This window comes from Priestia flexa NBRC 15715, from assembly GCF_001591565.1.
Lineage (GTDB): Bacteria > Bacillota > Bacilli > Bacillales > Bacillaceae_H > Priestia > Priestia flexa.
Genome location: NZ_BCVD01000022.1, coordinates 1 through 23,739, shown reverse-complemented (window position 1 = coordinate 23,739; position 23,739 = coordinate 1). Strand labels below are relative to the sequence as shown.

The window sequence follows — 23,739 nt, the reverse complement described above, 5'->3', positions numbered from 1 at the left end:
GCATATGTATAAAAGGAGCTCTTTTTATACATTCTCGCTTCTTTCAACTACCCAAAAAACGTAGTCATATCAACGGTGTATAAAAAGATGCATACTCAAGCAAAGGAACCCTTAGCTGAACCCTACTGCCGCAAGGGTTCTTTTGCTTGCTTGGTTCCGGAAAGAGACATTATGTTAACTAAAGATATATGAAGTATACAATATAGAAATTTTGTTACAGTCTTATCCAATAATGAAAATTAATGTTCTACTTGTCTAATACACTCTTTAAATAAACCAATTTTCTATTATAATTTGAATAAGTATTTATTATTTTCGCTAATTTTTTTATTTGTTGGGTTCTTTATTTTATCTATTGTTCATTGTTTAATATAAATAAAGCCTTTAATATTAAATAAGTATCGTATTATTCTAAATCAATATAATACTTATCATCTTCCATGATTTTCTTTAAAAATTCTTCTAAGGAATCTGCGATTTTTATATCATCATAATAAATAGCATTATTTTGCTCTTCACTTATTTCTATTAGTAGCAACGCGCTTTCATTAGCTTCAAAAAATATTAATTTATCCTCTTCAAGATCTTCGTAAACTTCTATATCAGGATAAAATTCAAAATCATTAACTTTTAATCTAGCATCTCTGATGGAAGAAGGCCCCATAATACGATTGATATTATATTCTGATCTTTGAAGGAAGCCATAACCAATCTCTAAAAGAAACTTCTTTAATTCAAAAGGGAACTTTAACCCTAATGTTCCTTCTACCTCTTCAATATCATTTCTACTTACAGGATAAAATTGATTATCTTTTTGATTCTTAACAAAATCGTATCTCATAATTTAATTATCTCCTTTAAATAATTCATTAGCCGGTGATCCCGTACCATGTATACCAGACTGATGCTCATTTGGAAATTTTGCAGGGTGTATATTCCACCATTCATGTTCTCCCCGAAAGCTATTTTCAATTATATGATGTGCATCATATTTATCGCCTTTTCTTCTAACTGGTTCACCTGTATTCTCTGAAATAATATCTTCACTGTAAGTGGGCCATTTTTGTCCCGTTTTTATCTCCCATTCCTCAATGAGCTTGTCTTTAATTTTATTAAATGCCCGTCGATGCTTCCGGGTTTCTATAGGAGAAAGTTTTTGATATTCCTTATTTCTTAACGCTTCTTTAAGCTTCTCTATTTGGTTTTTTGACAGTTTTCTCGATGTTCTCATTTCAACATCTTTAATATATCTCTTTATTAAGTCAGAATTAATTTTGACTCCAGTACCGCTATATCTGTTAGTATTATTTTCTACTACCGAAATCGAATGTGTTGTTTTATCAATTTTTGAATCTTCTTTTAAAGATTCAACCTGGCTATTTTCCATCTTACTAACATGGTTGGGATCCTTCTTCTTTATAAACCTTCCCCTAGCATCATGCCAACGTTTTCCGTCAAAGTAGTCTTTCCCCATAAAATTCATCGTATCTTTAGCCGTACTCTTCAACACATCCCGCACAGTTTGCTGCGCAAAGCCTACACTCACACCCACTGACGCTTCCTGCGGTAAGAACCTTGGTACTTTTGCATCTAATACCGCATCATACATCTTTTTGGCTTTATCAATACCAGCTGCTGGCATTTTTCGCATCGCCTGCTGAATGTCTTTTCCATATTGAGTCACTTTACTTGTACGAACTACGTTGCGCATATCATTGAACTTTTTCGTGACTGCCTGTGCACCTTTTTCGACAAGCTGAATGGATGCTTTTGAAGCAAGTAAACCGCCTGCCGCAATTCCAAAGGATTGAAACAAACTAGCCTGCTGCTCTTCTTTAGTAAGCTTATTTCCTAGTAAGTCCTTCCCCATTGTATACTCATACATGCAATTTGTTAAGACAAGTCCATACAATCCTTTTTCTGTTTGTTCAAGCACTTTAAACACTTTAGGTGTTTGGTATGCTTCGCTATTTTTGTAAGCTTTCGCATCAAAAGTGAGCTGATAAGCGCTGCCGCCTTGAGAAGTCAGCTGTTCCAAACCATTTACACTAAATTGAACGGATTCATAGAAAGAATTTAACATTTCATATTCACTTGAAAGTTTATTATCTAGTTCTTCTACTGCCGTAATAGTTTCTGTTCTTTTTTTCTCAGCAACGCTTAACTCATCTTCAAAGGCCTCTGTGGAAAACGGTGTAATATGTATAATATCTTCAATATTGCTTAAAATTGCTTCAAGTTCAGTTTGCTGCTGTTCGACCATTTGCTTAGAGCGATCATTAGCAACAGCCAGCTCTTGCTCTAAAAACGATACGTCTACAACCGTATCACCTTTTAATTTAGCTTGTTCCGCATAATCTGCAATACTATTAAAATAGGATTCATGTGACGATACAAGGCTTTTCCAATGCGTAACCATATCTATTTGTGATGTATAAAAACCTTTTATACTATCGGCACCTTTCCCTTGAAATTCATGATCTAGTGTAGCCACGGCATGAAGGGCTTTTTTTAATGCATCTAGCTGTTCATCAAATGCTTTGTACGCCTGCACCCTGTCTTTTGCATAAGCTAAAAGCGTACTGGCTTCATATACTTTTCCCATTACATACCCTCTTTTATTTTATGATTAATATATCTCTGGTTTGATATTTCCCTCTATTATCCATTATAAAACTGCTAATCCACTATCTAAATAGGATAATAATCCCTTTTATAAGCTTGTTGATTCATTAAAAAGGATATAACTTCAAAATAAAAGATAATAGTCATAGGCACAAATATTTATTTCTAGTTTATATCACGTATAAAAACACTATGCTTCATGGTCAGACTACATTATTCCTAATTGCCCTCTTGTAATTCCACCTAAGTGGAAAGGTAACTTACAGCATACTATCACATCTCAAAGTCCTATCATTCTACAAAAGAAAAGCTACATTCACCCAAAAAATGTTGGTCACACTCTGGTCATATTTTGGTCATACACTATAGAAAATAAAGGGAAACTATAGTTCATTTAAATTTTTAAACCCCCTTGAATCCGTGATATAGAGGTATTTCTGAACATAGTAGAAAACTGCAGGAAATTTCATTTTCCACGCTGGCAGCATAGCGGTCAGAAATCCAACCTTCATACAATCCACCACAAAAAAAGAGAAGCCTTCTATAAAAAAGACTTCTCCTTTTTTGTTTTTTTAGCATTATTTTTATACTGCTTATTAGTACCCATCCTTCTACTCAGCTACTAAAGAAACTACCACTCTTCCGTTTTCTTTTATAGTGGTGGTGACCATAACTATCATGACGATCGCGACTTCTTCTATAATCGTCACTACTACTATAGCTCTTGAAAGATTTCGACTTTCTTCTCTTATAATCACTGCTGCTGTAATGCTTATTATTCGTTAATGAATTAAACAGCTTCTTAAACATAAATAGTCACTCCTCATACTCATTTTTAATCGATAAAAATAAAAAAACGCTTTTATCTCTTTAGTAGATAAAAGCGTTTAATTTATAAAGACACACTTTACCTAACTAAAAGCGTAGGCAAAGGTCTTGCTAACAATTAAGATTGCCAACAAAGCCGGAAACTGACTGTTTCGTAATGACGACTGTGTTGTACAGCTACTCCCCTTTGGAGTATTAAGTTTCTTCAATAGTAACGTATAACATTTGTGCAAGTCAATTAATAACTAATACGTTTATTGTTCTCTAAATGTTAATTTAATAGGAGAATATTTTGTATTTGGAATGCTGGGTGTGCTTTTTTGTTGGAGCAAATGAAATTTCTATTTGTTCAATTCGTAAGAGATTAGTGAAAAGTTTCTTTCTGATAGTATACTTATACTAAGTTAATTTTTGTACCGGAACCATAAAACCAATTAAATTGTTTTGTCTTATCTTTTTTATCAAAATTATTAATCTACTAATTAATAAGAACATTGGAAATTATGACATCTTTGTTAACAAGAAGGTATTTCCCTTCTTTACCTCGAAGTAACCTATTTGTAGAAAAAAATGGTAAAGGAGAAAAGCCTTATGCAAAAAATAAAGTCCTCTCTTACAGATCACCTGCGTAATTGTACAAAAGAAATGATGAAAGAGCTAAATGTATCAGGAGCAGCAGTCGCAATCGTAAAAGATGGAGAAATTGTTCTTTCTGAAGGATTTGGATACCGTGACGTTGAAAATAAAAAACCTGTTACACCTAGCACGCTGTTTGCAATCGGCTCATCTACAAAAGCTTTTGGTACACTTTCTCTAAGTTTACTTGCTCAACAACGAAAGTTTGACTGGGATGAACCTGTTCAAACGTATCTTCCAACTTTTTCACTCCATGACCCTCTGATAAGCTCACAAACTACAGCTCGTGATTTAGCTTCCCATCGTTCTGGGGTAAGTCGTCATGAGTTATTATGGTATCAATCTTCATTCACGCGAAAAGAAATTATGGAGAAAATTAAGCACTTAGAGCTTGATGCACCATTTCGCACATCTTTTCTATATAATAATTTAATGTATGTAACTATGAGCTATATGGTAGAAAAAATCACGAACCAAACATGGGAGCAGTATGTAAGTGAGCATATTTTGCAACCTCTTCATATGGAAAATACAAATTTCTCAGTTACTACTTCACAAGAAAATGATAACCACGCACTTCCATACATTGAAAAAGATAAAGATACCGTTAAAATTCCGTTGCGTAACATTGATACGGTTGGTGCTGCGGGATGCATAAACTCAACGATAGAAGATATGGCTAAGTGGATTTTATTTCATTTAAATCAAGGAAAAGCTGGAGAGCATGAACTTATTACACCAAATTTACTGCAGCAAATGTATGAACCGCATATTCCAATTCCTGATGATCCGCTGCTATCTACGTCTGAAACAGCGCTCACTTGCTACGGACTTGGGTGGTTTATTAGTGCGTATCGCGGTTACAAAGTCATTCATCACGGGGGGAACATTGATGGGTTTTCAGCACTCGTCTCTTTTATACCAGAAGAAAATATCGGCCTTGTTATTCTGACAAACGCTGGAACGACTCTACTCCCAACTTACCTTGCAAATCAAATTTATGATGAGATTCTGGAGCTAGATGCAATCGACTGGCATAAAAGATCTGCGGAAGATACAGCTAAGTTTAAAGAAATAATGAAAGAGTTAGATAAACCTTTTCCACAAGTAAAAGAAACAAGCCCTACACATGAATTAAAAGAGTATACAGGAATATTTGAGCACCCTGCATATGGGAAAATTGAAGTTGATATACAAAATGACCTGTTACATTTAAAATGGGGATCCCTTCATACGGAGATGAAACATCATCATTACAATATGTTCACCGTAAAGTGGGATATTTCTTATTCAGAAATGAATTTATTAATTGCATATGAAATGGAAACCGAAGGAAAGCTATCGCAGTTAAAATTAAACTTATCACCAATGCTAAGTGCAAAACCAATTGTATTTACTAAACTCGACGATACGGATACAACGTCATAAAATTAAGTGATGATGTACTAGAAAAACAGGAGTTCAACTTTATGCTTAGGGATGAACCACATGATGAGAGTGACTTAGGTTGGTCTATATTGAGCGGATATGAAGACGACGATTATCTAAGTGACTCTGAAAACTTTCAAATTGTTTCTATCGGAGTTATTTTGAATGTCGATGATTCCATTTTGGACTTTATCCAACAACCACCCTTATGCGTATATGAAAGAAATAATGAAGTTCGTTTTTATAAAAAACTAAAAAGGAGCGGTTTCCACTCCTTTTTACTGTTCGTATTGTCTATGTTAACTTTTTATAAAGCCCGCTTTTATTTCTGTTTTATTAACTCTTCTTCAAAGAAAAAAGTACTTGGATATTTATCCACGATATAAGAGTATCTTTTCATGTTTTTCACATACTGCCCTTTTAAAATTGTCACGGATTCGTTTGATGCTTTTATGCTTACGGTTTCTCCATCCTTAAACATTTTCTCAGCCATAACCGTTCCCCTTTCTTCGATTAAAATCATAAAGTTGTTTATTTGAATTCATAAGTAAAAAAGACTCCGAGGTGGAGTCTTTTTTACTTAATTTAATTATGCTACTTTGTTAACGTTAGCAGCTTGTGCACCACGTGGACCTTGTTCGATGTCAAACGTTACTTTTTGACCTTCGTCTAAAGATTTGAAGCCTTCGCCTTGAATTGAGCTGAAATGTACGAATACATCTTCGCCGCCTTCAACTTCGATAAAGCCAAAACCTTTCTCTGCATTAAACCATTTTACTGTACCTTGTTCCATAATATTGCCTCCTGCTGTGGAATAATCCACATATGTATTACTACCCTTGTCCAACCATACTATCTTAAGATTGAAATTTCGATGGAACAGATTTCTTTTCTCTTGATTCTATACCGAACAAAAATAATTAACTTAATTTTATCATATAAAAGTTACTATAGCAAATGCAGAAAAGAAGAAAGAGCCCTATGACATTCGCTAAAAGATGATATCTTGTCATTTTCATCTCTAAACAAAACTGATTCACTAAAGAATTAGCTCTAACCAGCAACAGGAGGTTTTTAAGCTATTTTAAAACCTTTTTAGACATTGAAAATAAATGCATGTTGTTCTATAAGGAAGATAACTACCTACAGCATATAAGAAGCTTCCTAATAGAGAAATCCCACCGATTCCAAACCAAGACAAATCTAAAATAAAGCCTACCGTTACGATAAAAAATGTTCCAATAAAGGGGAATGCACTCCCTTCAATAAACAAGGAAAGAAGGACACCCCAGATTCCCCACTCTTCTACAAGGTTTATTATGGTTTCAGTCATACTCTCTTCTCCAACTATTTTTTGTATGTACTTAAGTATAGAGAAGCATTAAATGTTCAAACAGCTGCTGGAGAATCAATTTCAACTACGTCTTAGGTCTTACCGAGAGTTTAATGGTTAGGCGGATCAACACTTGAATCTACTTACATCCGAAAAAGAACCGCTAGCTATTTATATCTTTCAGCTATTCTTGTTTCTATGTTGGAACACAATGAATACTGTTTTCGTTGAAGGCTAGTTGTGGAACAGTTAACAGCTCAGCTTGCATGGTAGAAGATGAAGGTAGTAGAAGAAATAAATTAAGTGGTGCTTCTTAATGAAAGTTTTTCTATGCTCTCAGCTCGTAATTAAAAAGCTGCTGTAAGTAAAAGTTTTCCGTTTCTGCTCTCTTGCCAGCCAGGTACTCTTCTAACCCGACTTCCGTTAATCGAACAACTCCCTCACTTTTTACGCCAGGCATTTCTTTTCCAATGTCCATCACCATGACTAAATTATAATGAGAAGGCGTTACGAGATAGCGTGCAACCGTCACATCTTTTCGTTTTCCTACATGACCATAGCGTAATACGACTTTCCAATACTTCCATTCCATAAAAGCCCCTCCTCAAAATTTTTAGTGTGTTTTCAGTTTTTCATCGTTGAGATTGAAAATTTCGTTTTTGGAACCGAAATATATTTCAGAAAATTCAATCTTTTAATGGTTAATTCCATTATAAACCAAAAGTCTTATTATCTCAATAAATAATCACGAAATGATATAACAGAAATATGTATAAAAGAAAGTTTTTCGGCCTTTCTTTATGAAAAACCCATCACCTGAACAAGGTAATGGGTTCTTTTCTAACTATAGTATTCTCTCAATTATAAACCGATTCCTTCTCACTCAAGCCAAGCGTATGCGAAGTTGAAGCATAAATCTTCTCGAAAAACGCCGGATTGTCAGAAAGCGACATGCCGTATGATGGAATCATTTCTTTAATTTTTGGCTCCCAAGCGTTCATTTGATCTGGGAAGCATTTTTCTAATACTTCAAGCATGACGTGAACAGCGGTTGAAGCTCCAGGTGATGCACCTAGAAGCGCAGCTACCGTTCCGTCTGAAGAGCTTACAACTTCTGTACCAAATTGAAGCGTTCCTCTTCCGCCAGCTTCCGTGTCTTTAATAACCTGTACGCGCTGACCAGCTACAACAATATCCCAGTCTTCTCCTTTTGCATCTGGAATAAATTCACGAAGCTCTTCCACACGCTTTTCATTAGACAACATAACCTGTTGAATTAAGTATTTTGTAAGGGCCATTTCTTTAACCCCAGCAGCAAGCATTGTTAAGATATTGTTTGGCTTCACTGAGCCAATAAGATCTAAATTCGAACCTGTTTTTAAGAATTTTGGTGAGAACCCGGCAAATGGTCCAAACAGCAGCGCTTTTTTGTTTCCAATATAACGCGTGTCTAAGTGAGGTACTGACATCGGTGGTGCACCCACTTTTGCTTTTCCATACACTTTTCCATGATGCTGCTCGATAACCTCCGGGTTGTTACAGACCATGAAGAGTCCACTTACTGGGAATCCACCGATACGCTTTGACTCAGGAATACCTGTTTTTTGTAAAAGCGGTAAGCTCCCTCCACCAGCTCCAATAAAGACGAACTTAGCTTGATGGTATTCAGTTAAACCCGTATTTAAGTTTTGAACTTTAAGCTCCCAAAGTCCATCGCTTGTACGTTTAATGTTTTTTACGCTATGTCGATAGTTAAGCTCTACGTTTTTTGTTTTCAAATGATCAAATAGCATGCGCGTTAAAGAACCAAAATTGACGTCTGTCCCCTCATCAATTTTAGTTGCCGCGATTGGTTCAGTTACCTTACGACCATTCATAATAAGTGGCACCCAATCTTTTAACTTGTTTGGGTCATCTGAAAATTCCATTCCTTTAAATAGCGGATTCTTTGAAAGCGCTTCAAAACGTTTCTTCAGAAAGGAAACATTTTGGTCACCTTGTACTAGGCTCATATGTGGAATCGGCATGATAAAGTCTTTAGGATTACCAATTAAGTTACTATTTACGAGATAAGACCAGAACTGCCTTGATAGCTGAAACTGTTCATTAATATTTACTGCCTTTGTAATATCGATAGATCCATCTGCTTTTTCAGATGTGTAGTTAAGCTCACATAATGCAGAGTGCCCCGTTCCTGCATTATTCCATTCGTTTGAACTTTCTTCTCCCGCGTCTGTCAGTGACTCAAATACTTTAATTTTCCACTCAGGTGCCAGCTCTTTGAGTAACGACCCTAAAGTCGCGCTCATAATGCCGGCGCCTATTAAGATAACGTCTGTTTTTGTCTGTACGTTGCTCATGATAACCTTCCCCATCCCCTAAATTTTCAAAAAAGATGTAGATGTTCCCCTTCTTAATTAGCTAAACCGAGATGCGATGTAGGAACCTATCTTTTTCGTCACTACTATAACTATATCACAGTCTAATTGTATGATGATTAGAAACTATTCAAAAGTGATGAAAAAGTAAAAAAATTTCGCATCTAAAACACCGAAATCACTTTTAAATAGAGTGTTGATAATAATATCATACTACAACTGTAGCATCTTTTTCCAAACATTTTAATAAGTAAAACGTCTTTTATGTGCATTTTGTTCATTTTATTCACTAGATTTTGTCTTTATCTAGCAATATCCTACATAATCAGGTATAATATAGAAAATATTAACAACAGAGGTTTTGTATGAATGAATTAAATATTGATATCGCCTCCCTATTTAGCGTATTCACAAGGGCATGGTCGCTCCACTCTAGCTCAAAATGGACGAAAGAAAATCCAGCCAAAGGTCAGTGTGGGGTCACATCTTTAGTAATCCACGACTTGTTTGGAGGAGATATTGTAAAAACACCCGCTGCTGAAGGTTGGCACTTCTACAATCGGATTAATGATGAATACTACGACCTAACCGCTTCGCAGTTTAATCAACCTATATCGTATCAGCATATTCCTTCAAGTCGCAGTGAAGCTTTTCAAGATACAAATGCCCAACAGTATGTCTACTTGAAAGAACAGGTTAAAATAAACCTTCTACATAAATGAGGTGAAGTAAGTGAATGATGTTCCTATTATCCAAGGTGAAAAAGTAATACTTCGTCAACCCATTGATCGTGACGTTGATGATTATCTTCAAATAGAAACACATCCAGAGCTCGTCCGTATGTATGGCGGTACCCCTTCAGATATTCAGCCCAAAACAAGAGAGCGTGCATTAAAATTTGTCGAAGCTATTCGTAAAAACAAACTTGAATGGTGCGTAGAATATAACGGCCGCTTCGTTGGTCAAGCCAGACTTGTGATAAATGAACACGACAACCGTGCCCGCTACGCGATTAGCTTATTTGATCCGTCTGTTAAATTATTTAGATGGATGTAGACATTTCAAATGAGCAAGGGGTGGTAGTTTCAAACGGCGCAATCTCGAAATCTGGTTATGGTGACGGAATGTATGAGGTAAAAGTAAAATATAATTGATTAAAAGAGATTGTTGGAGTGATGATTGTTTTTGAAGATGAGGAATAACGTTCTTCATCTTCTCACAGGCTAGCATCCGTGTTTCTTTTTTACTACGTGTTAACAAACCAAAAAGGAAGATAAACATTATCGTCCTTTTTGGTAATACTCGCTTACTGATTATGTATATGTTATTCGCTTTGCTTTTTAGGTGATGTTCGCAACTTTTCCAATGACTCAATCTGTTTATCAATTCCACCTAAATCCTGCTCGATATTTGTTTTTAAACTATCGAAACGCTCCGAAATATCTTTTTTCATTCTCTCTAATTCTGCAATAATATCTTTCATCTTTTCTCCTCCGCTTTTCGTCAGTCTAACTCAACGTTTTTTGCGCTGATTCGAAATAATAAACCCGTAACTAGAAAAAGAACCGCTATGCTAAGAAATAAAACTCCTGCCAGTATTTGAAAGGGGCCGCTTCCTAAATGACTAAACGGATAAGGACCATTAATAACCCAGATATACCGGTCATAATCACTGTGAATAAAGCGATATAATAACAGCGGGCTTATTAAAAAGCATCCACCTAAGAGAAAAAACAAATTTGCAAAACTATTATAAAGAGCTTTCATTATGGTGCTGTCACCTCACAATCATTTGCTTTTCCACTTCTACTATCCATTTTTTCTATATAATGGCTTATCATTTAGTATTTTACAATCTTAGCATAAGTTTCTCATGCGCAGTATGATTCGATTGAACCATATCGTCTTACTGTGATAAGTAGTTCAATTCCTTTTTGTAAACTTAAACATACTAGCCAGCACATGATACCTATTGCTATAGCAGCTATAAGCGGAAGGTGATGTTTCAATGCGATGAAGACACCAGCAAGCATGACGATAGTCGCAGGCAAACCAATGATAACACCCCATATAAACTGCTGAAGCTGATCGGATGATTGCCCTTGAACAGTTAATCATACTACGCTGTGAAAGCTCTTAAATGATAAAGAAATAAGTGCCAAAAATAAGCGAAATAATAATGACAAATACACCGAGAAGTACCATGCTGATGACGGCTGGGCGGAATGTTTGACTGTTAATGGCTTCAATCTTTCTCACATATGCCACAGCTGAAACAATAATCGTAACAATTCCTACTCCTACAGATAAAATGCCAATGATTGTTGCAAGTTGATCACCAAGCGGAGATAGTGTAGCTCGCATTGTAAAGTGTAGATTTGTTACTAAAAAACCCACACCAATAATTGAAATAGCCGTTCGAAGCCAAGCTAGAAACGTTCGTTCATTCGCGAGATGCTGCTGAATATACTTTGAATCTTTCGTTGTTTCTTTAGCTTTTATATCTTGATTACTCATCTCATCCCTCCTCCGTTTGATTATCCTAGTAGCTTTAGTTTTTCTTGGGCTTGTTTATTAAATTCATTTTATCGTTTTCTATTTCCTGATTCATATTAATTCCAAGCATTCATTCCGCCTTTAACATTTGTAATGTGATTGAAGCCTTTCTTTTTAAGAAGCTTGCATGCTGCTTTACTTCTCATCCCGCTTTGACAAATAACAATAACTTCTTTGTCTTTTAATAAGCTGCTTGTATTTTGGTCAAGCTGTTGAAGAGGAATATTCGTAAATCCTCGAATTTTATTCCCTCGAAACTCTCCCGGTGTACGAACATCAATATATTGTTTATTGCGATCGTTTAGTTCTTGTTTTAAGGTTGCTGTTGAAATTTCTCTAATTCCTTTTGTGGGAAAGAATTGCTTCACCATGAAAAAAGTAAACAGTGCTACGACTATATAAAATACATAATCCATTTTTCAGTCTCCTTTGATGGACAAGAAGAGTTTTCATATATTGAAGAACCAAAAGCAACTGGACAAGCCCCTATTCTTAAGCCAGCTCCAGGTTATATTCACGGAACGCCAAAAACGAATTAAATTAAAAGAGGCTGGGACTGACCCAGCCTCTTTCCTACTTAAAGCTCTTCTCCATTACTTCCAATCACGCGCTGATACCAATAAAAGCTATCTTTTTTCGAACGATTTAGCGTACCGTTTCCTTCGTCGTCAAGGTCCACATAAATGAATCCGTAGCGCTTTGACATTTCGGACGTGGAAAAGCTGACTAAGTCAATTGGCCCCCAAGCCGTGTAGCCAATGAGCTCTACCCCATCAGCAATAGCTTCTTTCATTTGTTCAATATGTTTTTTCAAGTAATCGATGCGATAGTCATCATGAATACTGCCGTCTTCTTCGACTTTATCAAATGCACCAAGTCCGTTCTCCACAATAAACAACGGCTTTTCATAGCGCTCATAAAATATATTGAGCAGGGTGCGCAAGCCAACAGGATCAATCTGCCATCCCCAATCTGATGCTTCTAGGTACGGATTTTTTAAATTAGTTAAAATATTGCCTACCGCTTGTTCACCAGCTGTTTCTGGTCTTGCTGACACCGTTGACATATAGTAACTAAGCGAAACAAAGTCTACAAGATTGTTCTTTAAAGTATGTTCGTCTTCCGGATGGATATCAAGCTCGATATCATGTTCTTTGAAGAAACGGTTCATGTATGCTGGATAATGACCGCGCGCTTGAACATCAGTGAAGAAAAACGTCTTGCGCTGATCAGTTAGCGCTGCGTGTACGTCTTCTGGGTGCGGACTGTCTGGGTAATTAATCATCCCGAGTACCATGCAGCCAATTTGAGCCTCTGGATTTATTTCATGGCATGCTTCTACCGCTTTTGCACTTGCTACAAGCTGGTGGTGTGCTGCTTGGAACGTTGCTTCTAACAGCTTTCCTTCTTCAACCTTGTCTCGCAGCATGCCTCCGCTAATGAAAGGGCTCATTAAAATGGAGTTAATTTCATTAAACGTAATCCAATACTTCACCTTACCTTTATATCGTTCTAATACAGTTCTAGCATAGCGTGTAAAATGGTCAACTACCACGCGATTTTTCCAGCCTCCGTATTCAAGAGATAAGTGTAGAGGCATTTCATAATGAGACAGCGTTACAATCGGTTCAATACCATTTTTTCTTAATTCATCTAATAAGTCATCGTAATAAGCTAGTCCAGCTTCGTTAGGCTCTTCCTCCACACCGTTTGGAAAAATACGCGTCCACGCAATGGAAATGCGAAACGTTTTGAAACCTAATTCTTTAAATAACGCAATATCCTCTTTGTATCGATGGTAAAAGTCAATGCCATATCGCTTAGGGAAATGGCGATTTTCTTCGTCTGCTAATGCGTCTTTAACTTCTTTTGATGTCGGGAACGGCAGGTGGAGTTTCTTGCGGTCTTCAGGCTTAATTCGTTCAATCACATCGTCAACAGATAACCCTTTTCCACCTTCATCAAATGCACCTTCAATTTGATTCGCTGCCGTTGCTCCTCCCCATAAGAAATTGTCTGGGAACTTTAATGTTACGTTTGCCATATCTAAGCACCATCCTTTTATAATGTAGTGTAATTGTATATATTTTTGCTGTGAAAGAATAGGTTTCTTTGCAATTTAGACACGTGTCTCTCATAATGAAACTTGTTACACAATAAAAACATACTGTTACACAGGGAGATTAATTATGTTTTCAAGTGAAGTTATTTCAACGTTTAATGACTTAGATTATAACATCTACAATTATATTTTAAACAACGGTGAACAGGTCATCTATATGCGTATTCGAGACTTGGCAACCGCCACTCATGTATCTACCTCAACAATTTTACGTTTTTGTAGAAAAGTAGGCTGTGACGGATTTAGTGAATTTAAAGTAAAGCTAAAGCTGTATTTAGAAAGCGAAAGCGAAGAAAGTGTAAAAGGAATGAAAGAGTTCGCGTATGAATTTATGGAGCGTACATTAAAGGGAAATCTTGATGAAGTTATTACCGAAGCAGCCCATGAGGTCGTAAGAGCTAATCATGTTCTCTTCGTTGGCTTTGGAAGTTCAGGTATATTAGCGCAGTACGGAGCACGTTATTTTTCAAGCTTAGGAAAGTTTTCAATTGCGATTAATGACCCCTACTTTCCCATTAACGCTCAGCAACTTGATAATAGTATTACCATTGCGCTCTCCGTGTCAGGAGAATCCCCGCAAACGGTGGATCAAGTCACGCGGTTAAAGGAAGAAGGAAGCAAGATTATCAGCATTACCAACACAAAATCCTCTACCTTAGCGCACCTATCGCATATTGTCATTCCATACTACGCAACGGAAGAGCGTAGAGAAATCGCGAATCTTCCACTTAACATCACTACTCAGCTTCCTGTCATGTACATACTTGAAGCAACGGCCAGAGAAGTATACAAGCTGACGTAATATGCGTCGGCTTGTTAAAAATAATAGTAAATCCATTCAGGCGTATTTACTAATAACTTTTCCTAGATAGGAATGTCATCAATATCTAACACTTGATTTTCGAGCGTTTCTCCAGTTGCGAAAACAAGCTGATAGGCTGATTGATTGTTCGAAGACGCCGTTTTGTTTAAAGAATGGGGGTTTTTAGTAGCGCCCGTATCTTCTCCCCAATCTTTTAAAAACTGCTTTTCGATTTCATACGTACCGTTCCCTTGAATTCGAAGGTGATAATCACGCCAATATCCTAACTTTTCGTTGTTGCCTAAATACTCTTCTCCAATATTAAATCCGCCAATATAAGACGTATGGCCGTCAATTGCAACGAGCTTTCGATGATTTCGGTGATTTAAACTATAAAAAAGGTGAGGAAATTGCAAAGGTCGACTAAATGCAAACTCAATGCCACTCTCTTCCATCTCTTTAATTAATGATGATGAAATGTCTTTCCCACCAAAGCGATCCACCGAAAATTTGACGTCCACGCCATGTTTGGCTTTTTCTTTTAGTAATTCAATGAACTTCATGCTAATTGGATCATCTCGAAAGATAAAAAACTGAAGGTAAATATAGCTTTCCGCTTGTTTCATGTCTGTTAATAATGATGTATATAGCTTGCTTCCTTCTGGAAAGGAAACATCGTTAGCTTTCCGGTATACGCTGTAGTTTCCCTGTATGGGTGAGCCTTCGTGTACTTTTTATATCCTTGTTTTACATCCCATTGAAAAAGCAGAAAAAAACAGGTAATCAAAAGTAAAATAACCATTAATTTCTTAAACATGCCCTACCTCTTATATCGTGTAGATACGTATAGAATTTGAAAGTGAGTGTGGTTTTATAAGCGGGAATATAAGGGAGCAAAAACCACGGCGACTGCCGTAGTTGATTTAATGCGTATTTTCAAATAAAGTAGAAATGCGTTCAAATTCTTCATCGTCTTCAATGCTAGCCCATTCGCCGTTTGGTTCAATGTGAAAGAAAAAGACGTCAATATCTTCTTCTGATTCAATCAATAGCTCTTCAACAAACGCAACAGCAACATACTCTTCTCCGTCTACGGTTAACTTTCCTAAAACTTCAACATCCTGTTCTTGTTCATTTTCATCCACAATGGTAAAAATCTCACCTGTATTCACTGTTTCCATTCGTATTCTCTCCTTTAAAAATATTTTGACCTTACTGTTTGTATACCCTGTATCCATTGTTTCATTCAAAGAGAAAACACAAAAAAGCCTACTTATTTGGAATAAGTAGGCCATGAGAAACAAAGATTAATCAATAAAGCAAATGGTGACTTTAGTATACCATAGCAGAACACCATTTAGCTAATGATTTAAAGACTATAGAATGCGAACTTTAACCGTTTTACGTCCCCATTTTAATGCTTCTTTTTGATTTGGAATAAATACATCGATTTTGTTGCCACGAATTGCGCTACCTTTATCACCCGCAATTGCAGTACCGTAGCCTTCTACCCATACTTTAGAACCTAGTTTGATTACTTTTGGGTCAACAGAAATGACTTTTAAGTTAGGGTTTTTCTTTAAATTGATGCCCGTTGCGGTAATACCACTGCATCCTTTGCAGCTTCCTGTATAAGCTGTAGCCGTCACCGTAAATTCTTTTTTTGCAGCAGGAGCAGGCGCTTTTGCTGCTGGCTTAGCTGACGTTTTAGCCGCTTGTGGCTTGGCTACTTTTAACACTTGATTCGGACGAATTGTTGCTGATTTTAAGTTATTCCATGACTGGATGTCTTTTACCGACACTTTATGTACAGAAGCAATTTTATATAATGTATCTCCACTTTTTACTTTATATGTAGTTGACGCCGCAGATGTTGCAGTCGCTGTTCCAAACAATGATAATAGAACTAAGCTTGACGTAATAATTAGTTTTTTCATCAAAATTTTCCCCTTTTTCCAATTCGGTAAATAAAGAATACTATAGTTTTATTACAGAATTATTTCAAAGGGTTATTAGTTTTGTTACAACTTGTCTAAATGGTGTCTTTTATGTCATATAAATTAGTCAAATTGACTCTTAAGAATTTATTTTAAAGTTTTTTTATTACATTATGATATCGTTTTTAATCAAATAGTCCCCGTTTTATTAGGACTTGTAGGATTATTAGGAAAAGTAAACAAAGTTGCTGCGTTTTCAGGTATTATGCTGAGCACTCTGATGATTGCGTATAAGCTTTGGTTTGTTCAGTTCTTTCTATTATAATGTCCAAACAAAAAAAGTGAGCATTGAGCTCACTTTTTTTACTTTAGGAATAAGAAAATATGTTGAGAAGATTATGTGTGAAAATGAATGTATTCATCTATATATTCGTATATCCTGTGCCTTTTACTAAGAAGATACTAGTAAAACTCATTTGTCGGGGAGACAAATAAAACCAAACAAAAAAACATCTGTTTGGTTAAGATGTTTTCCTATCGTTTATTGCACTTCGTCTTCTTCACTCTTTACATATTGAAAGAATGAATCAATCATTTCGTTTAAAAAATCATTACGATCATCAAAGTCCATGATTTCGAGAAACTCCACTAACTTCTTATCTAACTTAACGGAAGCTGGGGAATAATGCGAAGGGTTTTTCTTAGGAGTAAAAGGAATCACATTATCTCTATTTTTCATAAAACACCATCCTTTTAATATGCTTTACTAGTGTAAGCTTTCTATAAAAGAAAAGCAACCTCGTTTTAAGAAAGAAAGGCATTTTTATTTTTATGAAAAGGGTAGTTATTATGAATAAATTATGATATTGTGAAAAGGTTTTAAGTACTGAGGTTTTTAATATTGTTGTTTATTTAGAACATAGTTTAATAAAAATGAGTTCGTAAAAAGAATCAGTATTAACTCACTGATTCTTTTACTTTATTTGAAGAGTCATTTGAACGGTTTGTAGGAGATGCCCGTCAAAATCCTCATCAAAATCATCTGTAACTGTAAACCCTTGTGTACGATAAAGGACATGCCACTTTGGTTTTCGCGCTCAACATGGACAATCACTTTTTTGACATGACGGCTTCCTTTTGCAAAAAGTGCTGTACCAATTCCTTTTCTTTGATAATCTGGCAGTAAGTAAATCGCTAGCAGCTCACTTTCCTATTTTTCATTAACTGGTGTAAAGTTTGCAAAGCCCACTACTTTAGTTTCTACGAGGGCTACCCACAACTCCGACTCTTCCATCCGTTTTTTTAACATTTCTGTACTGTATGCAGCTCGTAAGAAATTGTTTTGTACGTCCAAAGGGATAATGCCTTTATATGTATGATTCCAACTATCTGTGGCTACTTGTTGTACAGAGTGAATATCGTTCACTGTCATTTTTTCAATTACATATTTCACTTCTTGTTTCTCCCTTTCATTTTAAGATAAAAGTATAAAAAACTGCCGATAGGAATTCCCTTCGGCAGTTTTTCTTATTCAAACGTGTATTCAACCGTTTGTTCAGGTGTAATTTCGTTATAGTCTTCGTCTTCAGTATAACCAAAAACTAGCTTAACAGAGTTGATATCTTCATTTTTTACAACAAAACCATCTGTATATTCTTTTTTAACTTTACCAATGAATTGTGAATCTGAATCTCCGTCATCAGAAATAAAATCTTTAAGTTGTCCGTCGATTTGTTCACCCTTATCGGTAACAACATTCATAATATCGTACCATTCAATATTGCTGTCAGATGTGTTTTCTGCAGTGTAATTAACCTGAACATAAGAAGTTTCCTCTGGGTTAATTTTTGTGTCAGCCATCCACTCTAGACCTTCAGCAAACTCTTCGTCTAGATCTGTTAATTTAATTACTTTAATATCTTCAATTGTCACTTTTAATGGTGAAATATCGACTGTTTCATTTACTTCTTTTATTTTTAAGAGTTCTGCCGTAGCACCATCATCTTTTACCTTTTGACCAGGAACGTTCAGTATGTAATTTCCACTTTCATCTTTCTCTGGTTTTGGAACATCATTCTTTAATGGTTTTTGTTCCGCTGCTTTTGGCTCTTCTTTTGTTTCTTCTGCACCATTAGAACTATCAGAGTTGCTACCACAACCAGCCAGTAACACTCCTACAACTAAACTTGATGTTAGTACTTTAAAAAACTTACTCATTACGTATATTGCCCCCTACATAAACTTTTTACAGTGAACGATTATACTTTGTAAATATTTCTATGTAAATATATTTTTACAATAGAATTAAAACTTTTAGCATAGATATATTTTCATAAGCGTGTTAAGAGGGGGGCTATTCTTAACTGTTAACTACCTTCACACCCGTTCCGTACGCCACAATTTCAGAAGCGTTACTGGCAATAGCTGAACTGACTAAACGGAAGCCGACAATGGCATTTGCTCCCTTTTCTTCAGCATCTCTAACCATGCGCGCAACTGCGATTTTTCGAGCATCATCCATCATTTCCGTATATTCTTTAATTTCTCCTCCTACAATATTCTTTAAGCCTGCTAAAATATCACGACCGATGTTTTTAGACTGCACCGTGCTTCCTTTTACATACCCAATTGTTTCTGTTACTTGATAGTTTGATACATTATCAGTAGTCACGATAATCATTTGGATCCTCCTCTTTTGTTTTCCGTTTTTTTATGATTAATAAAGGAACTAATAGAATAATTGCCGCCACATAGTAGAGAAAAACCTGAAGGGCGAGCTTGGCATTTATAAATAAAAGAACAATCCCCGTCAGCTGTGCAATAACAGCAATAGTAAATATAATTAAAATCAGTTTATTCATGAGACTTCCTTCCTTGTATTTGTTTCGTAAGCCAGCTTCCCATTACGTCACATAGCTCTGGTGCAATCGGCTGTGAAAACGTCTGCTTATATTGCTTCAGCAGCTTCATCATGGAAGGCTCTTCTGTTTGTATTTTTAATACGTGATTCATATCTTTAATGATTACTGTTTCAATTGTAGGATACGGTTTTAGAACTTGAAGTGCGTTAGGATCTGCCTGCACATCCTTTGATCCCGTTATAGCTAAAATGGGTATCGATAATTTTTCATAATAGTGATGCATATTTACCATCATATGCTCTCTCCACCATGCTGCATTCATACGAACAAGCTGCACGCGCACAACGTCTTCTTTTGCTTCTTTAAAACGCTTGAAAAGATTATCAGCTTTTTGTCGATCTTTTTCAATAACCTTTAGCTTTTGGAATAACCAACCTTTAAACCCACCTTGAGCCGAGATTTCTTTATAAGCTCGTTCTCGCTGATACTCAGTTGCTTCGATAAGGTTTTGTCCTGCACCAGCTAGCAAAATTAAGCCTATAGCATGAAGTTCTTCCGCAATAATTGTAGCAATCATTGCTCCTTCGCTATGTCCCGCAATAAATAGTTGCTTATCATCTACTTCAAGCTGATTTTGCAAAGCGTGAAAAGCTTCTTTTGCATCTTGAATGAGGTCTGTTAACGTCGTTTTGTAAAACGCGTCGAGATTTCGCTTGTCATAACGAAGTGTGACATATCCCATTTCTGTAAAGACCGCTGCTAAATCACGATAAACGTTGCTCGCAAACTTTTTGGTGTTTCCGTTATAATCTACTGGACCACTCCCGCTAATTATTAATACAGCCGGCTTCTTACCTGATTTCTCATCAGGAATTGTTAGCATGGCCTTAACAGCTGTAAGCTGAAGTTCTTTTTCCCGCATCTTAGTTCTCTCCTCTTTGACGTTCTGGAATAAATGAGACGGCCATCGTACGCATACGGCGATCTTCTCGTGGCTTAAGCTGATATTTATCTATCAGCTTTTTATAGTCTTCTAAAAACGCCTGCTGCTCACTCTCACTTAAATGAAGGGGAAGCTGGTGGTACCCAAATCCATCTTTCTCAAAATTAACGTCTCCCTCTAGATATGCTTCAAACTCTTTGGCGAGCATCGTGTAAAAGTTCATAAAATGCTGCAAGTGTTCTGTTTTAGATAAATGTTGAACTTCTTCTCCTGATAAAATAGCACTAGCCTGTGCTAACGCGTACGTTTTTTCAACCGTTCCCCTAATCTTTTGTGCTTTAATTGCCTCAATAACTTCCGCTTTTTTTAGCGTATTTAAGTGGCGATACAACGTTGCTTGAGGAACATCTTGAAGGCACTGAAGTAGCTCTTGTACTGTACAAGGTTTGCTTGCTAACTCCTGTATAATCCGCATTCGGATTGGATGTAAGATTGCGTCTGCTTTTGATGAACTCATCAAGACCTTCCTTTCATTATTATCATATATGATAATAATAGCACACCTATGATAGAAATCAATTTATTATTATCATTTTTGATAACATTTTAATTCGTTAATCCGCTGTTTTTCTTTATAATGATTATTTAGAACATAGTTTTATTTATAAATATACTCTAAAAAGAAACCAGTTGCACGATTAGCTAACTGGTTTACGCTTCCTCTTTTATATCTACAATCATCAATTTACCATCTTTGTAGCTTGTAGTATACGATTTGTTAAACATTACTGTTTGTGAACCTTTCCCAGGTTCCGCTTGTTCAAAGGACTCTTCTACTTTAATGACGTACCCATCATCCGTTTTTTGAAGGCCCATTAGCTTCACGTTCAAAAGTTTATACGAGATCTTCTTTGAGTTTAGCTCATTGATTTTTGCAAGCTCCGCGTTGTATAGAACACTACCTTTTTTCAAAAACGGACTGATTTCTTTAATTGACCCCGCTGTAACGGCTTTTGCATAAGCCTCTGCATATTTCTTAATATACAAGTGGATATTTTCATCCACTGCTTGAACTGGAGGCTGCTTAATCGGTTGTGATGGTTTCGGCGTAGTCACCGTTTCTTCAACTTCTTCCTTGGGATTTGTGGGTGGAACTTGCTTTTTCTCGTCTGCCTGATCTTGGCATCCAGTCAATACAGCTGCTAGAGTGAAGATACCTATAAAATGCTTCATTCTTTCCACACTCCTTTCTTTTTCATTATTTTCCATTCATATCTCTTTCATTCCTGCTTTACCTGTAAAAAAATAAATGGTTTGTATGTAACTCATTCAAACCAAAAAAGCCCAAATCGTGTGAGATTTGGGCCTTAAATGAATGCTGTTTTTTTATGTTGTTGCTAGTTCTTGTACTTCTTTTACTCTCTGTGCAAATTCCTCGTCCGTTAAACCGTGCTCTTTTACATAGCGGTTACGAGGATTTACGCGACACTCGTGAGAGCAGCTGCGTAAATATTTGTGCTCGTTTTCTTCAGAAGCTAAAATCTTACGGTTACACGCTGGATTTGCGCAGTTTACGTATCGCTCACAAGGCTGTCCGTCAAAGTGGTCTTTACCAACAATTACGTGTTCTTTTTGGTTTACAGGAACGCTGATACGCTCATCAAACACGTAGCACTGCCCGTCCCATAATTCACCTTGCACTTCTGGGTCTTTACCATATGTTACAATTCCGCCGTGAAGCTGACTTACATCCTCAAAGCCTTCTTCTTTTAACCAGCCTGAGAACTTCTCGCAGCGGATACCGCCCGTGCAGTATGTTAAGACTTTTTTATCTTCAAACATTTCTTTGTTTTCACGAATCCAGTTTGGCAGCTCGCGGAAATTACGGATATCTGGGCGTACTGCACCTCTGAAGTGACCTAAGTCAAACTCATAGTCGTTTCGCGCATCAATTACAACCGTATCTTCCTGCTGCATTGCTTCGAAAAACTCTTTTGGACTTAAATAGTTACCTGTTGTTTCAAGTGGGTTTATGTCGTTTTCAAGACGTAATGTTACGAGCTCTGGGCGATGGCGAACGCGTAATTTTTTAAACGCATGCTCATCGGCTTCATCTATTTTGAAGACCATTTCGCTAAAGCGAGGGTCTTGCTTCATTACTTCCATGTAGCGATTTGTTTGTTCTACTGTTCCTGAAACTGTTCCATTAATTCCTTCAGAAGCTACTAAAATTCTTCCTTTTAGTTCAAGCTCTTCGCATAGCGCAAACTGCTCATCACGAAATTCCTCTGCGTTTTCAATTGGAACATACATGTAATAGAGAAGAACTCTATAAGGTTTGTTAGTACTCATTTTTTTGTTTCCACCTATCTGTTCATATTTGCAAGATATAATGCATATAGGTTGTTTTACATTGAAAATCTTACATTTACGTTACGATCTGTAACCTTATATATAATACTAAAAAAAAGAACATCTGTAAAATGGGGTACCGTCAGGAAAATGCAGATTTACAACGTTAAGGAAATTATAATAGAAAAAAGTCCAATTTCTCAGTATCATAAAAATTTATCATACAGCAGATTCACCTCGGTATGAACGAACTAAGTCAGAAGTCATTTTTTGTATGCGAGCTCCTTTATATTTAGTAGTGAGCTTTCCCTAATTGGTAATTGGAAGTAATGGGTGATATACAAGCCTTTCTGTATATCACCCATCATTTAATAAGGGATCACCTAGTTTGAATGTGTTAAAACACCCTAAAATTATAAGTTTAACATTAATATCCGTCTTGGTACTTCAACTTTCCTGAGTTAACTAAATTAACTTTAACTTTTAAATGCTTTATACTATGTTTATTTAAGTAAAACGAGCCTGCTTTCACTTCTTCTTTCCATTTACTTGGGTTTTGGCGATATAATGATTCCCCTAATCTGTAGATATCTGAATTTATTTCTATTCCTTTTTCAAAGGAGTTTAGAATTTCTAACTTTATAATATCTTCAGTTTTTGTAACCAACTCTTTATCATTAATTTCCTTGATTTTCTCATTGATTCCGGCTTGCACTTCAACTGTAATATTAAAAAGTATTGGTTTACTATTCATAATAGGGGTAATGGTAATCTTAGGTTTCTCTACCACTACTGAAACAACAGCGCTATCATTCTCAACAATCCACACAGGAGATCGAACGGTTTTTTCATCCATCCATCTTAGACCGTTTAAATCAGTCTCAGAAAGCCAGCCTTCTAGGCGATTATTTCTTATGAAAAAAGCACCATCATGTCTT

General features: G+C 36.2%; 30 protein-coding genes and 2 pseudogenes. 6 read left to right on the top strand and 26 right to left on the bottom strand.

The window, feature by feature from the left end; translation table 11 throughout:
- Positions 1–406: 406 nt before the first annotated feature.
- The 3 genes from BFL01S_RS05835 to BFL01S_RS19895 all read right to left on the bottom strand — a co-directional run bounded on the left by BFL01S_RS05835 (position 407) and on the right by BFL01S_RS19895 (position 3,435).
- On the bottom strand, positions 407–841 hold the full coding sequence (locus BFL01S_RS05835; RefSeq protein WP_013083517.1) for an SMI1/KNR4 family protein: 435 nt from the start codon (positions 839–841) through the stop codon (positions 407–409).
- Positions 842–844: 3 nt separating this feature from the next.
- Complete coding sequence (locus BFL01S_RS05830; protein ID WP_061785129.1) at positions 845–2,605, bottom strand: T7SS effector LXG polymorphic toxin; 1,761 nt, start codon at positions 2,603–2,605, stop codon at positions 845–847.
- A gap of 635 nt (positions 2,606–3,240) precedes the next feature.
- A complete protein-coding gene (locus BFL01S_RS19895; protein WP_076513657.1) occupies positions 3,241–3,435 on the bottom strand; it encodes a hypothetical protein in 195 nt (64 codons plus the stop codon).
- Between the two features lie 609 nt (positions 3,436–4,044).
- Between BFL01S_RS19895 and BFL01S_RS05825 the strand changes: the two genes are divergently transcribed.
- Together BFL01S_RS05825 and BFL01S_RS19890 are read left to right on the top strand one after the other, a co-directional pair.
- Positions 4,045–5,517 (top strand): serine hydrolase, encoded by a 1,473-nt coding sequence (locus BFL01S_RS05825; protein WP_061785128.1) that lies wholly within the window; start codon positions 4,045–4,047, stop codon positions 5,515–5,517.
- Positions 5,518–5,519: 2 nt separating this feature from the next.
- Positions 5,520–5,765: pseudogene (locus BFL01S_RS19890) on the top strand (immunity protein Imm33 domain-containing protein); the annotation flags it as partial.
- A gap of 74 nt (positions 5,766–5,839) precedes the next feature.
- On the opposite strand, the gene BFL01S_RS20295 reads toward BFL01S_RS19890, so the two are convergent.
- The 5 genes from BFL01S_RS20295 to BFL01S_RS05805 all read right to left on the bottom strand — a co-directional run bounded on the left by BFL01S_RS20295 (position 5,840) and on the right by BFL01S_RS05805 (position 9,210).
- Positions 5,840–6,010 carry a hypothetical protein gene (locus BFL01S_RS20295; protein WP_165932551.1) on the bottom strand — a complete coding sequence of 57 codons (171 nt, stop codon included), beginning with the start codon at positions 6,008–6,010 and terminating at the stop codon, positions 5,840–5,842.
- Positions 6,011–6,106: 96 nt separating this feature from the next.
- Positions 6,107–6,310 carry a cold-shock protein gene (locus tag BFL01S_RS05820; RefSeq protein ID WP_025911266.1) on the bottom strand — a complete coding sequence of 68 codons (204 nt, stop codon included), beginning with the start codon at positions 6,308–6,310 and terminating at the stop codon, positions 6,107–6,109.
- Positions 6,311–6,601: 291 nt separating this feature from the next.
- Positions 6,602–6,850: a hypothetical protein gene (locus BFL01S_RS05815; RefSeq protein WP_061785127.1), complete on the bottom strand. Its 249-nt coding sequence runs from the start codon at positions 6,848–6,850 to the stop codon at positions 6,602–6,604.
- A 328-nt stretch (positions 6,851–7,178) separates the two neighbouring features.
- Positions 7,179–7,442 carry a hypothetical protein gene (locus BFL01S_RS05810; RefSeq protein WP_025911268.1) on the bottom strand — a complete coding sequence of 88 codons (264 nt, stop codon included), beginning with the start codon at positions 7,440–7,442 and terminating at the stop codon, positions 7,179–7,181.
- Positions 7,443–7,707: 265 nt separating this feature from the next.
- Positions 7,708–9,210 carry a malate:quinone oxidoreductase gene (locus tag BFL01S_RS05805; protein ID WP_061785126.1) on the bottom strand — a complete coding sequence of 501 codons (1,503 nt, stop codon included), beginning with the start codon at positions 9,208–9,210 and terminating at the stop codon, positions 7,708–7,710.
- Positions 9,211–9,593: 383 nt separating this feature from the next.
- On the opposite strand from BFL01S_RS05805, the gene BFL01S_RS05800 reads away from it, so the two are divergent.
- Together BFL01S_RS05800 and BFL01S_RS05795 are read left to right on the top strand one after the other, a co-directional pair.
- Entirely contained in the window at positions 9,594–9,950 is a 357-nt protein-coding gene (locus tag BFL01S_RS05800) for a YunG family protein (protein WP_061785125.1), read from the top strand.
- Positions 9,951–9,960: 10 nt separating this feature from the next.
- The gene (locus tag BFL01S_RS05795; RefSeq protein WP_061785124.1) at positions 9,961–10,284 is read left to right on the top strand and encodes a GNAT family N-acetyltransferase; all 324 of its coding nucleotides are present in this window, start codon (positions 9,961–9,963) and stop codon (positions 10,282–10,284) included.
- A 268-nt stretch (positions 10,285–10,552) separates the two neighbouring features.
- Here the strand turns inward: BFL01S_RS05795 and BFL01S_RS20290 are convergent, their stop codons facing one another.
- The 5 genes from BFL01S_RS20290 to BFL01S_RS05775 all read right to left on the bottom strand — a co-directional run bounded on the left by BFL01S_RS20290 (position 10,553) and on the right by BFL01S_RS05775 (position 13,828).
- Positions 10,553–10,711 (bottom strand): hypothetical protein, encoded by a 159-nt coding sequence (locus BFL01S_RS20290; protein WP_156474899.1) that lies wholly within the window; start codon positions 10,709–10,711, stop codon positions 10,553–10,555.
- A gap of 20 nt (positions 10,712–10,731) precedes the next feature.
- Positions 10,732–10,995, bottom strand: a complete 264-nt coding sequence (locus BFL01S_RS05790; RefSeq protein ID WP_061785123.1) for a hypothetical protein — start codon at positions 10,993–10,995, stop codon at positions 10,732–10,734.
- 369 nt (positions 10,996–11,364) lie between these two features.
- The gene (locus BFL01S_RS05785; protein WP_035321257.1) at positions 11,365–11,745 is read right to left on the bottom strand and encodes a YidH family protein; all 381 of its coding nucleotides are present in this window, start codon (positions 11,743–11,745) and stop codon (positions 11,365–11,367) included.
- Positions 11,746–11,840: 95 nt separating this feature from the next.
- Positions 11,841–12,200: a rhodanese-like domain-containing protein gene (locus BFL01S_RS05780; protein ID WP_061785122.1), complete on the bottom strand. Its 360-nt coding sequence runs from the start codon at positions 12,198–12,200 to the stop codon at positions 11,841–11,843.
- Positions 12,201–12,361: 161 nt separating this feature from the next.
- Positions 12,362–13,828, bottom strand: a complete 1,467-nt coding sequence (locus tag BFL01S_RS05775) for a glycoside hydrolase family 1 protein (protein WP_061785121.1) — start codon at positions 13,826–13,828, stop codon at positions 12,362–12,364.
- A 145-nt stretch (positions 13,829–13,973) separates the two neighbouring features.
- On the opposite strand from BFL01S_RS05775, the gene BFL01S_RS05770 reads away from it, so the two are divergent.
- On the top strand, positions 13,974–14,708 hold the full coding sequence (locus BFL01S_RS05770; protein WP_025911275.1) for a MurR/RpiR family transcriptional regulator: 735 nt from the start codon (positions 13,974–13,976) through the stop codon (positions 14,706–14,708).
- A 62-nt stretch (positions 14,709–14,770) separates the two neighbouring features.
- On the opposite strand, the gene BFL01S_RS05765 is transcribed toward BFL01S_RS05770, so the two are convergent.
- The 12 genes and pseudogenes from BFL01S_RS05765 to trhO form a co-directional block, all read right to left on the bottom strand.
- Complete coding sequence (locus tag BFL01S_RS05765; RefSeq protein ID WP_061785120.1) at positions 14,771–15,334, bottom strand: phospholipase D-like domain-containing protein; 564 nt, start codon at positions 15,332–15,334, stop codon at positions 14,771–14,773.
- 297 nt (positions 15,335–15,631) lie between these two features.
- Positions 15,632–15,889 carry a DUF1292 domain-containing protein gene (locus tag BFL01S_RS05755; protein WP_025911278.1) on the bottom strand — a complete coding sequence of 86 codons (258 nt, stop codon included), beginning with the start codon at positions 15,887–15,889 and terminating at the stop codon, positions 15,632–15,634.
- Between the two features lie 195 nt (positions 15,890–16,084).
- Positions 16,085–16,645 (bottom strand): 3D domain-containing protein, encoded by a 561-nt coding sequence (locus BFL01S_RS05750; RefSeq protein ID WP_025911279.1) that lies wholly within the window; start codon positions 16,643–16,645, stop codon positions 16,085–16,087.
- Positions 16,646–17,186: 541 nt separating this feature from the next.
- Positions 17,187–17,384, bottom strand: a complete 198-nt coding sequence (locus BFL01S_RS05745) for a hypothetical protein (RefSeq protein WP_061785118.1) — start codon at positions 17,382–17,384, stop codon at positions 17,187–17,189.
- Between the two features lie 235 nt (positions 17,385–17,619).
- A pseudogene (locus BFL01S_RS05740) lies at positions 17,620–18,077 on the bottom strand (GNAT family N-acetyltransferase).
- 95 nt (positions 18,078–18,172) lie between these two features.
- On the bottom strand, positions 18,173–18,862 hold the full coding sequence (locus BFL01S_RS05735; protein WP_025907945.1) for a hypothetical protein: 690 nt from the start codon (positions 18,860–18,862) through the stop codon (positions 18,173–18,175).
- A 142-nt stretch (positions 18,863–19,004) separates the two neighbouring features.
- Positions 19,005–19,325: a YbjQ family protein gene (locus BFL01S_RS05730; RefSeq protein WP_025907946.1), complete on the bottom strand. Its 321-nt coding sequence runs from the start codon at positions 19,323–19,325 to the stop codon at positions 19,005–19,007.
- The gene (locus BFL01S_RS05725) at positions 19,306–19,506 is read right to left on the bottom strand and encodes a hypothetical protein (protein WP_025907947.1); all 201 of its coding nucleotides are present in this window, start codon (positions 19,504–19,506) and stop codon (positions 19,306–19,308) included. Before BFL01S_RS05725 ends, BFL01S_RS05730 begins: the two co-directional genes overlap by 20 nt.
- Positions 19,499–20,428 (bottom strand): alpha/beta hydrolase, encoded by a 930-nt coding sequence (locus BFL01S_RS05720; protein WP_061785117.1) that lies wholly within the window; start codon positions 20,426–20,428, stop codon positions 19,499–19,501. Before BFL01S_RS05720 ends, BFL01S_RS05725 begins: the two co-directional genes overlap by 8 nt.
- 1 nt (position 20,429) lies before the next feature.
- The gene (locus tag BFL01S_RS05715) at positions 20,430–20,966 is read right to left on the bottom strand and encodes a helix-turn-helix domain-containing protein (RefSeq protein WP_025907949.1); all 537 of its coding nucleotides are present in this window, start codon (positions 20,964–20,966) and stop codon (positions 20,430–20,432) included.
- 194 nt (positions 20,967–21,160) lie between these two features.
- Positions 21,161–21,682, bottom strand: coding sequence for a TcaA NTF2-like domain-containing protein (locus tag BFL01S_RS05710; RefSeq protein ID WP_078989716.1), 522 nt, complete (start codon positions 21,680–21,682; stop codon positions 21,161–21,163).
- 153 nt (positions 21,683–21,835) lie between these two features.
- Positions 21,836–22,801 carry an oxygen-dependent tRNA uridine(34) hydroxylase TrhO gene (trhO, locus tag BFL01S_RS05705; RefSeq protein WP_025907951.1) on the bottom strand — a complete coding sequence of 322 codons (966 nt, stop codon included), beginning with the start codon at positions 22,799–22,801 and terminating at the stop codon, positions 21,836–21,838.
- Between the two features lie 205 nt (positions 22,802–23,006).
- Here trhO and BFL01S_RS21435 point away from each other — a divergent pair, with 205 nt between their 5' ends.
- On the top strand, positions 23,007–23,114 hold the full coding sequence (locus BFL01S_RS21435; RefSeq protein ID WP_434801665.1) for a sunset domain-containing protein: 108 nt from the start codon (positions 23,007–23,009) through the stop codon (positions 23,112–23,114).
- 114 nt (positions 23,115–23,228) lie between these two features.
- On the opposite strand, the gene BFL01S_RS05700 is transcribed toward BFL01S_RS21435, so the two are convergent.
- Positions 23,229–23,739 (bottom strand): Ger(x)C family spore germination C-terminal domain-containing protein (locus tag BFL01S_RS05700; RefSeq protein ID WP_156474898.1); only part of this gene is annotated, 511 nt, incomplete at its 5' end.

Bases quoted from the DNA above. Each gene is read 5' to 3' on its own strand.
- BFL01S_RS05820 (WP_025911266.1), bottom strand. From the start codon at position 6,310: ATGGAACAAGGTACAGTAAAATGGTTTAATGCAGAGAAAGGTTTTGGC.
- BFL01S_RS05715 (WP_025907949.1), bottom strand. From the start codon at position 20,966: ATGAGTTCATCAAAAGCAGACGCAATCTTACATCCAATCCGAATGCGG.
- trhO (WP_025907951.1), bottom strand. From the start codon at position 22,801: ATGAGTACTAACAAACCTTATAGAGTTCTTCTCTATTACATGTATGTT.
- BFL01S_RS19895 (WP_076513657.1), bottom strand. From the start codon at position 3,435: ATGTTTAAGAAGCTGTTTAATTCATTAACGAATAATAAGCATTACAGC.
- BFL01S_RS05780 (WP_061785122.1), bottom strand. From the start codon at position 12,200: ATGGATTATGTATTTTATATAGTCGTAGCACTGTTTACTTTTTTCATG.
- BFL01S_RS05750 (WP_025911279.1), bottom strand. From the start codon at position 16,645: ATGAAAAAACTAATTATTACGTCAAGCTTAGTTCTATTATCATTGTTT.
- BFL01S_RS05815 (WP_061785127.1), bottom strand. From the start codon at position 6,850: ATGACTGAAACCATAATAAACCTTGTAGAAGAGTGGGGAATCTGGGGT.
- BFL01S_RS05785 (WP_035321257.1), bottom strand. From the start codon at position 11,745: ATGAGTAATCAAGATATAAAAGCTAAAGAAACAACGAAAGATTCAAAG.
- BFL01S_RS05725 (WP_025907947.1), bottom strand. From the start codon at position 19,506: ATGAATAAACTGATTTTAATTATATTTACTATTGCTGTTATTGCACAG.
- BFL01S_RS05765 (WP_061785120.1), bottom strand. From the start codon at position 15,334: ATGAAACAAGCGGAAAGCTATATTTACCTTCAGTTTTTTATCTTTCGA.
- BFL01S_RS05835 (WP_013083517.1), bottom strand. From the start codon at position 841: ATGAGATACGATTTTGTTAAGAATCAAAAAGATAATCAATTTTATCCT.
- BFL01S_RS05720 (WP_061785117.1), bottom strand. From the start codon at position 20,428: ATGCGGGAAAAAGAACTTCAGCTTACAGCTGTTAAGGCCATGCTAACA.
- BFL01S_RS20295 (WP_165932551.1), bottom strand. From the start codon at position 6,010: ATGGCTGAGAAAATGTTTAAGGATGGAGAAACCGTAAGCATAAAAGCA.
- BFL01S_RS05710 (WP_078989716.1), bottom strand. From the start codon at position 21,682: ATGAAGCATTTTATAGGTATCTTCACTCTAGCAGCTGTATTGACTGGA.
- BFL01S_RS05755 (WP_025911278.1), bottom strand. From the start codon at position 15,889: ATGGAAACAGTGAATACAGGTGAGATTTTTACCATTGTGGATGAAAAT.
- BFL01S_RS05730 (WP_025907946.1), bottom strand. From the start codon at position 19,325: ATGATTATCGTGACTACTGATAATGTATCAAACTATCAAGTAACAGAA.
- BFL01S_RS05810 (WP_025911268.1), bottom strand. From the start codon at position 7,442: ATGGAATGGAAGTATTGGAAAGTCGTATTACGCTATGGTCATGTAGGA.
- BFL01S_RS05775 (WP_061785121.1), bottom strand. From the start codon at position 13,828: ATGGCAAACGTAACATTAAAGTTCCCAGACAATTTCTTATGGGGAGGA.
- BFL01S_RS05825 (WP_061785128.1), top strand. From the start codon at position 4,045: ATGCAAAAAATAAAGTCCTCTCTTACAGATCACCTGCGTAATTGTACA.
- BFL01S_RS05790 (WP_061785123.1), bottom strand. From the start codon at position 10,995: ATGAAAGCTCTTTATAATAGTTTTGCAAATTTGTTTTTTCTCTTAGGT.
- BFL01S_RS05805 (WP_061785126.1), bottom strand. From the start codon at position 9,210: ATGAGCAACGTACAGACAAAAACAGACGTTATCTTAATAGGCGCCGGC.
- BFL01S_RS05745 (WP_061785118.1), bottom strand. From the start codon at position 17,384: ATGAAAAATAGAGATAATGTGATTCCTTTTACTCCTAAGAAAAACCCT.
- BFL01S_RS05770 (WP_025911275.1), top strand. From the start codon at position 13,974: ATGTTTTCAAGTGAAGTTATTTCAACGTTTAATGACTTAGATTATAAC.
- BFL01S_RS05830 (WP_061785129.1), bottom strand. From the start codon at position 2,605: ATGGGAAAAGTATATGAAGCCAGTACGCTTTTAGCTTATGCAAAAGAC.
- BFL01S_RS20290 (WP_156474899.1), bottom strand. From the start codon at position 10,711: ATGAAAGATATTATTGCAGAATTAGAGAGAATGAAAAAAGATATTTCG.
- BFL01S_RS05735 (WP_025907945.1), bottom strand. From the start codon at position 18,862: ATGAGTAAGTTTTTTAAAGTACTAACATCAAGTTTAGTTGTAGGAGTG.
- BFL01S_RS05800 (WP_061785125.1), top strand. From the start codon at position 9,594: ATGAATGAATTAAATATTGATATCGCCTCCCTATTTAGCGTATTCACA.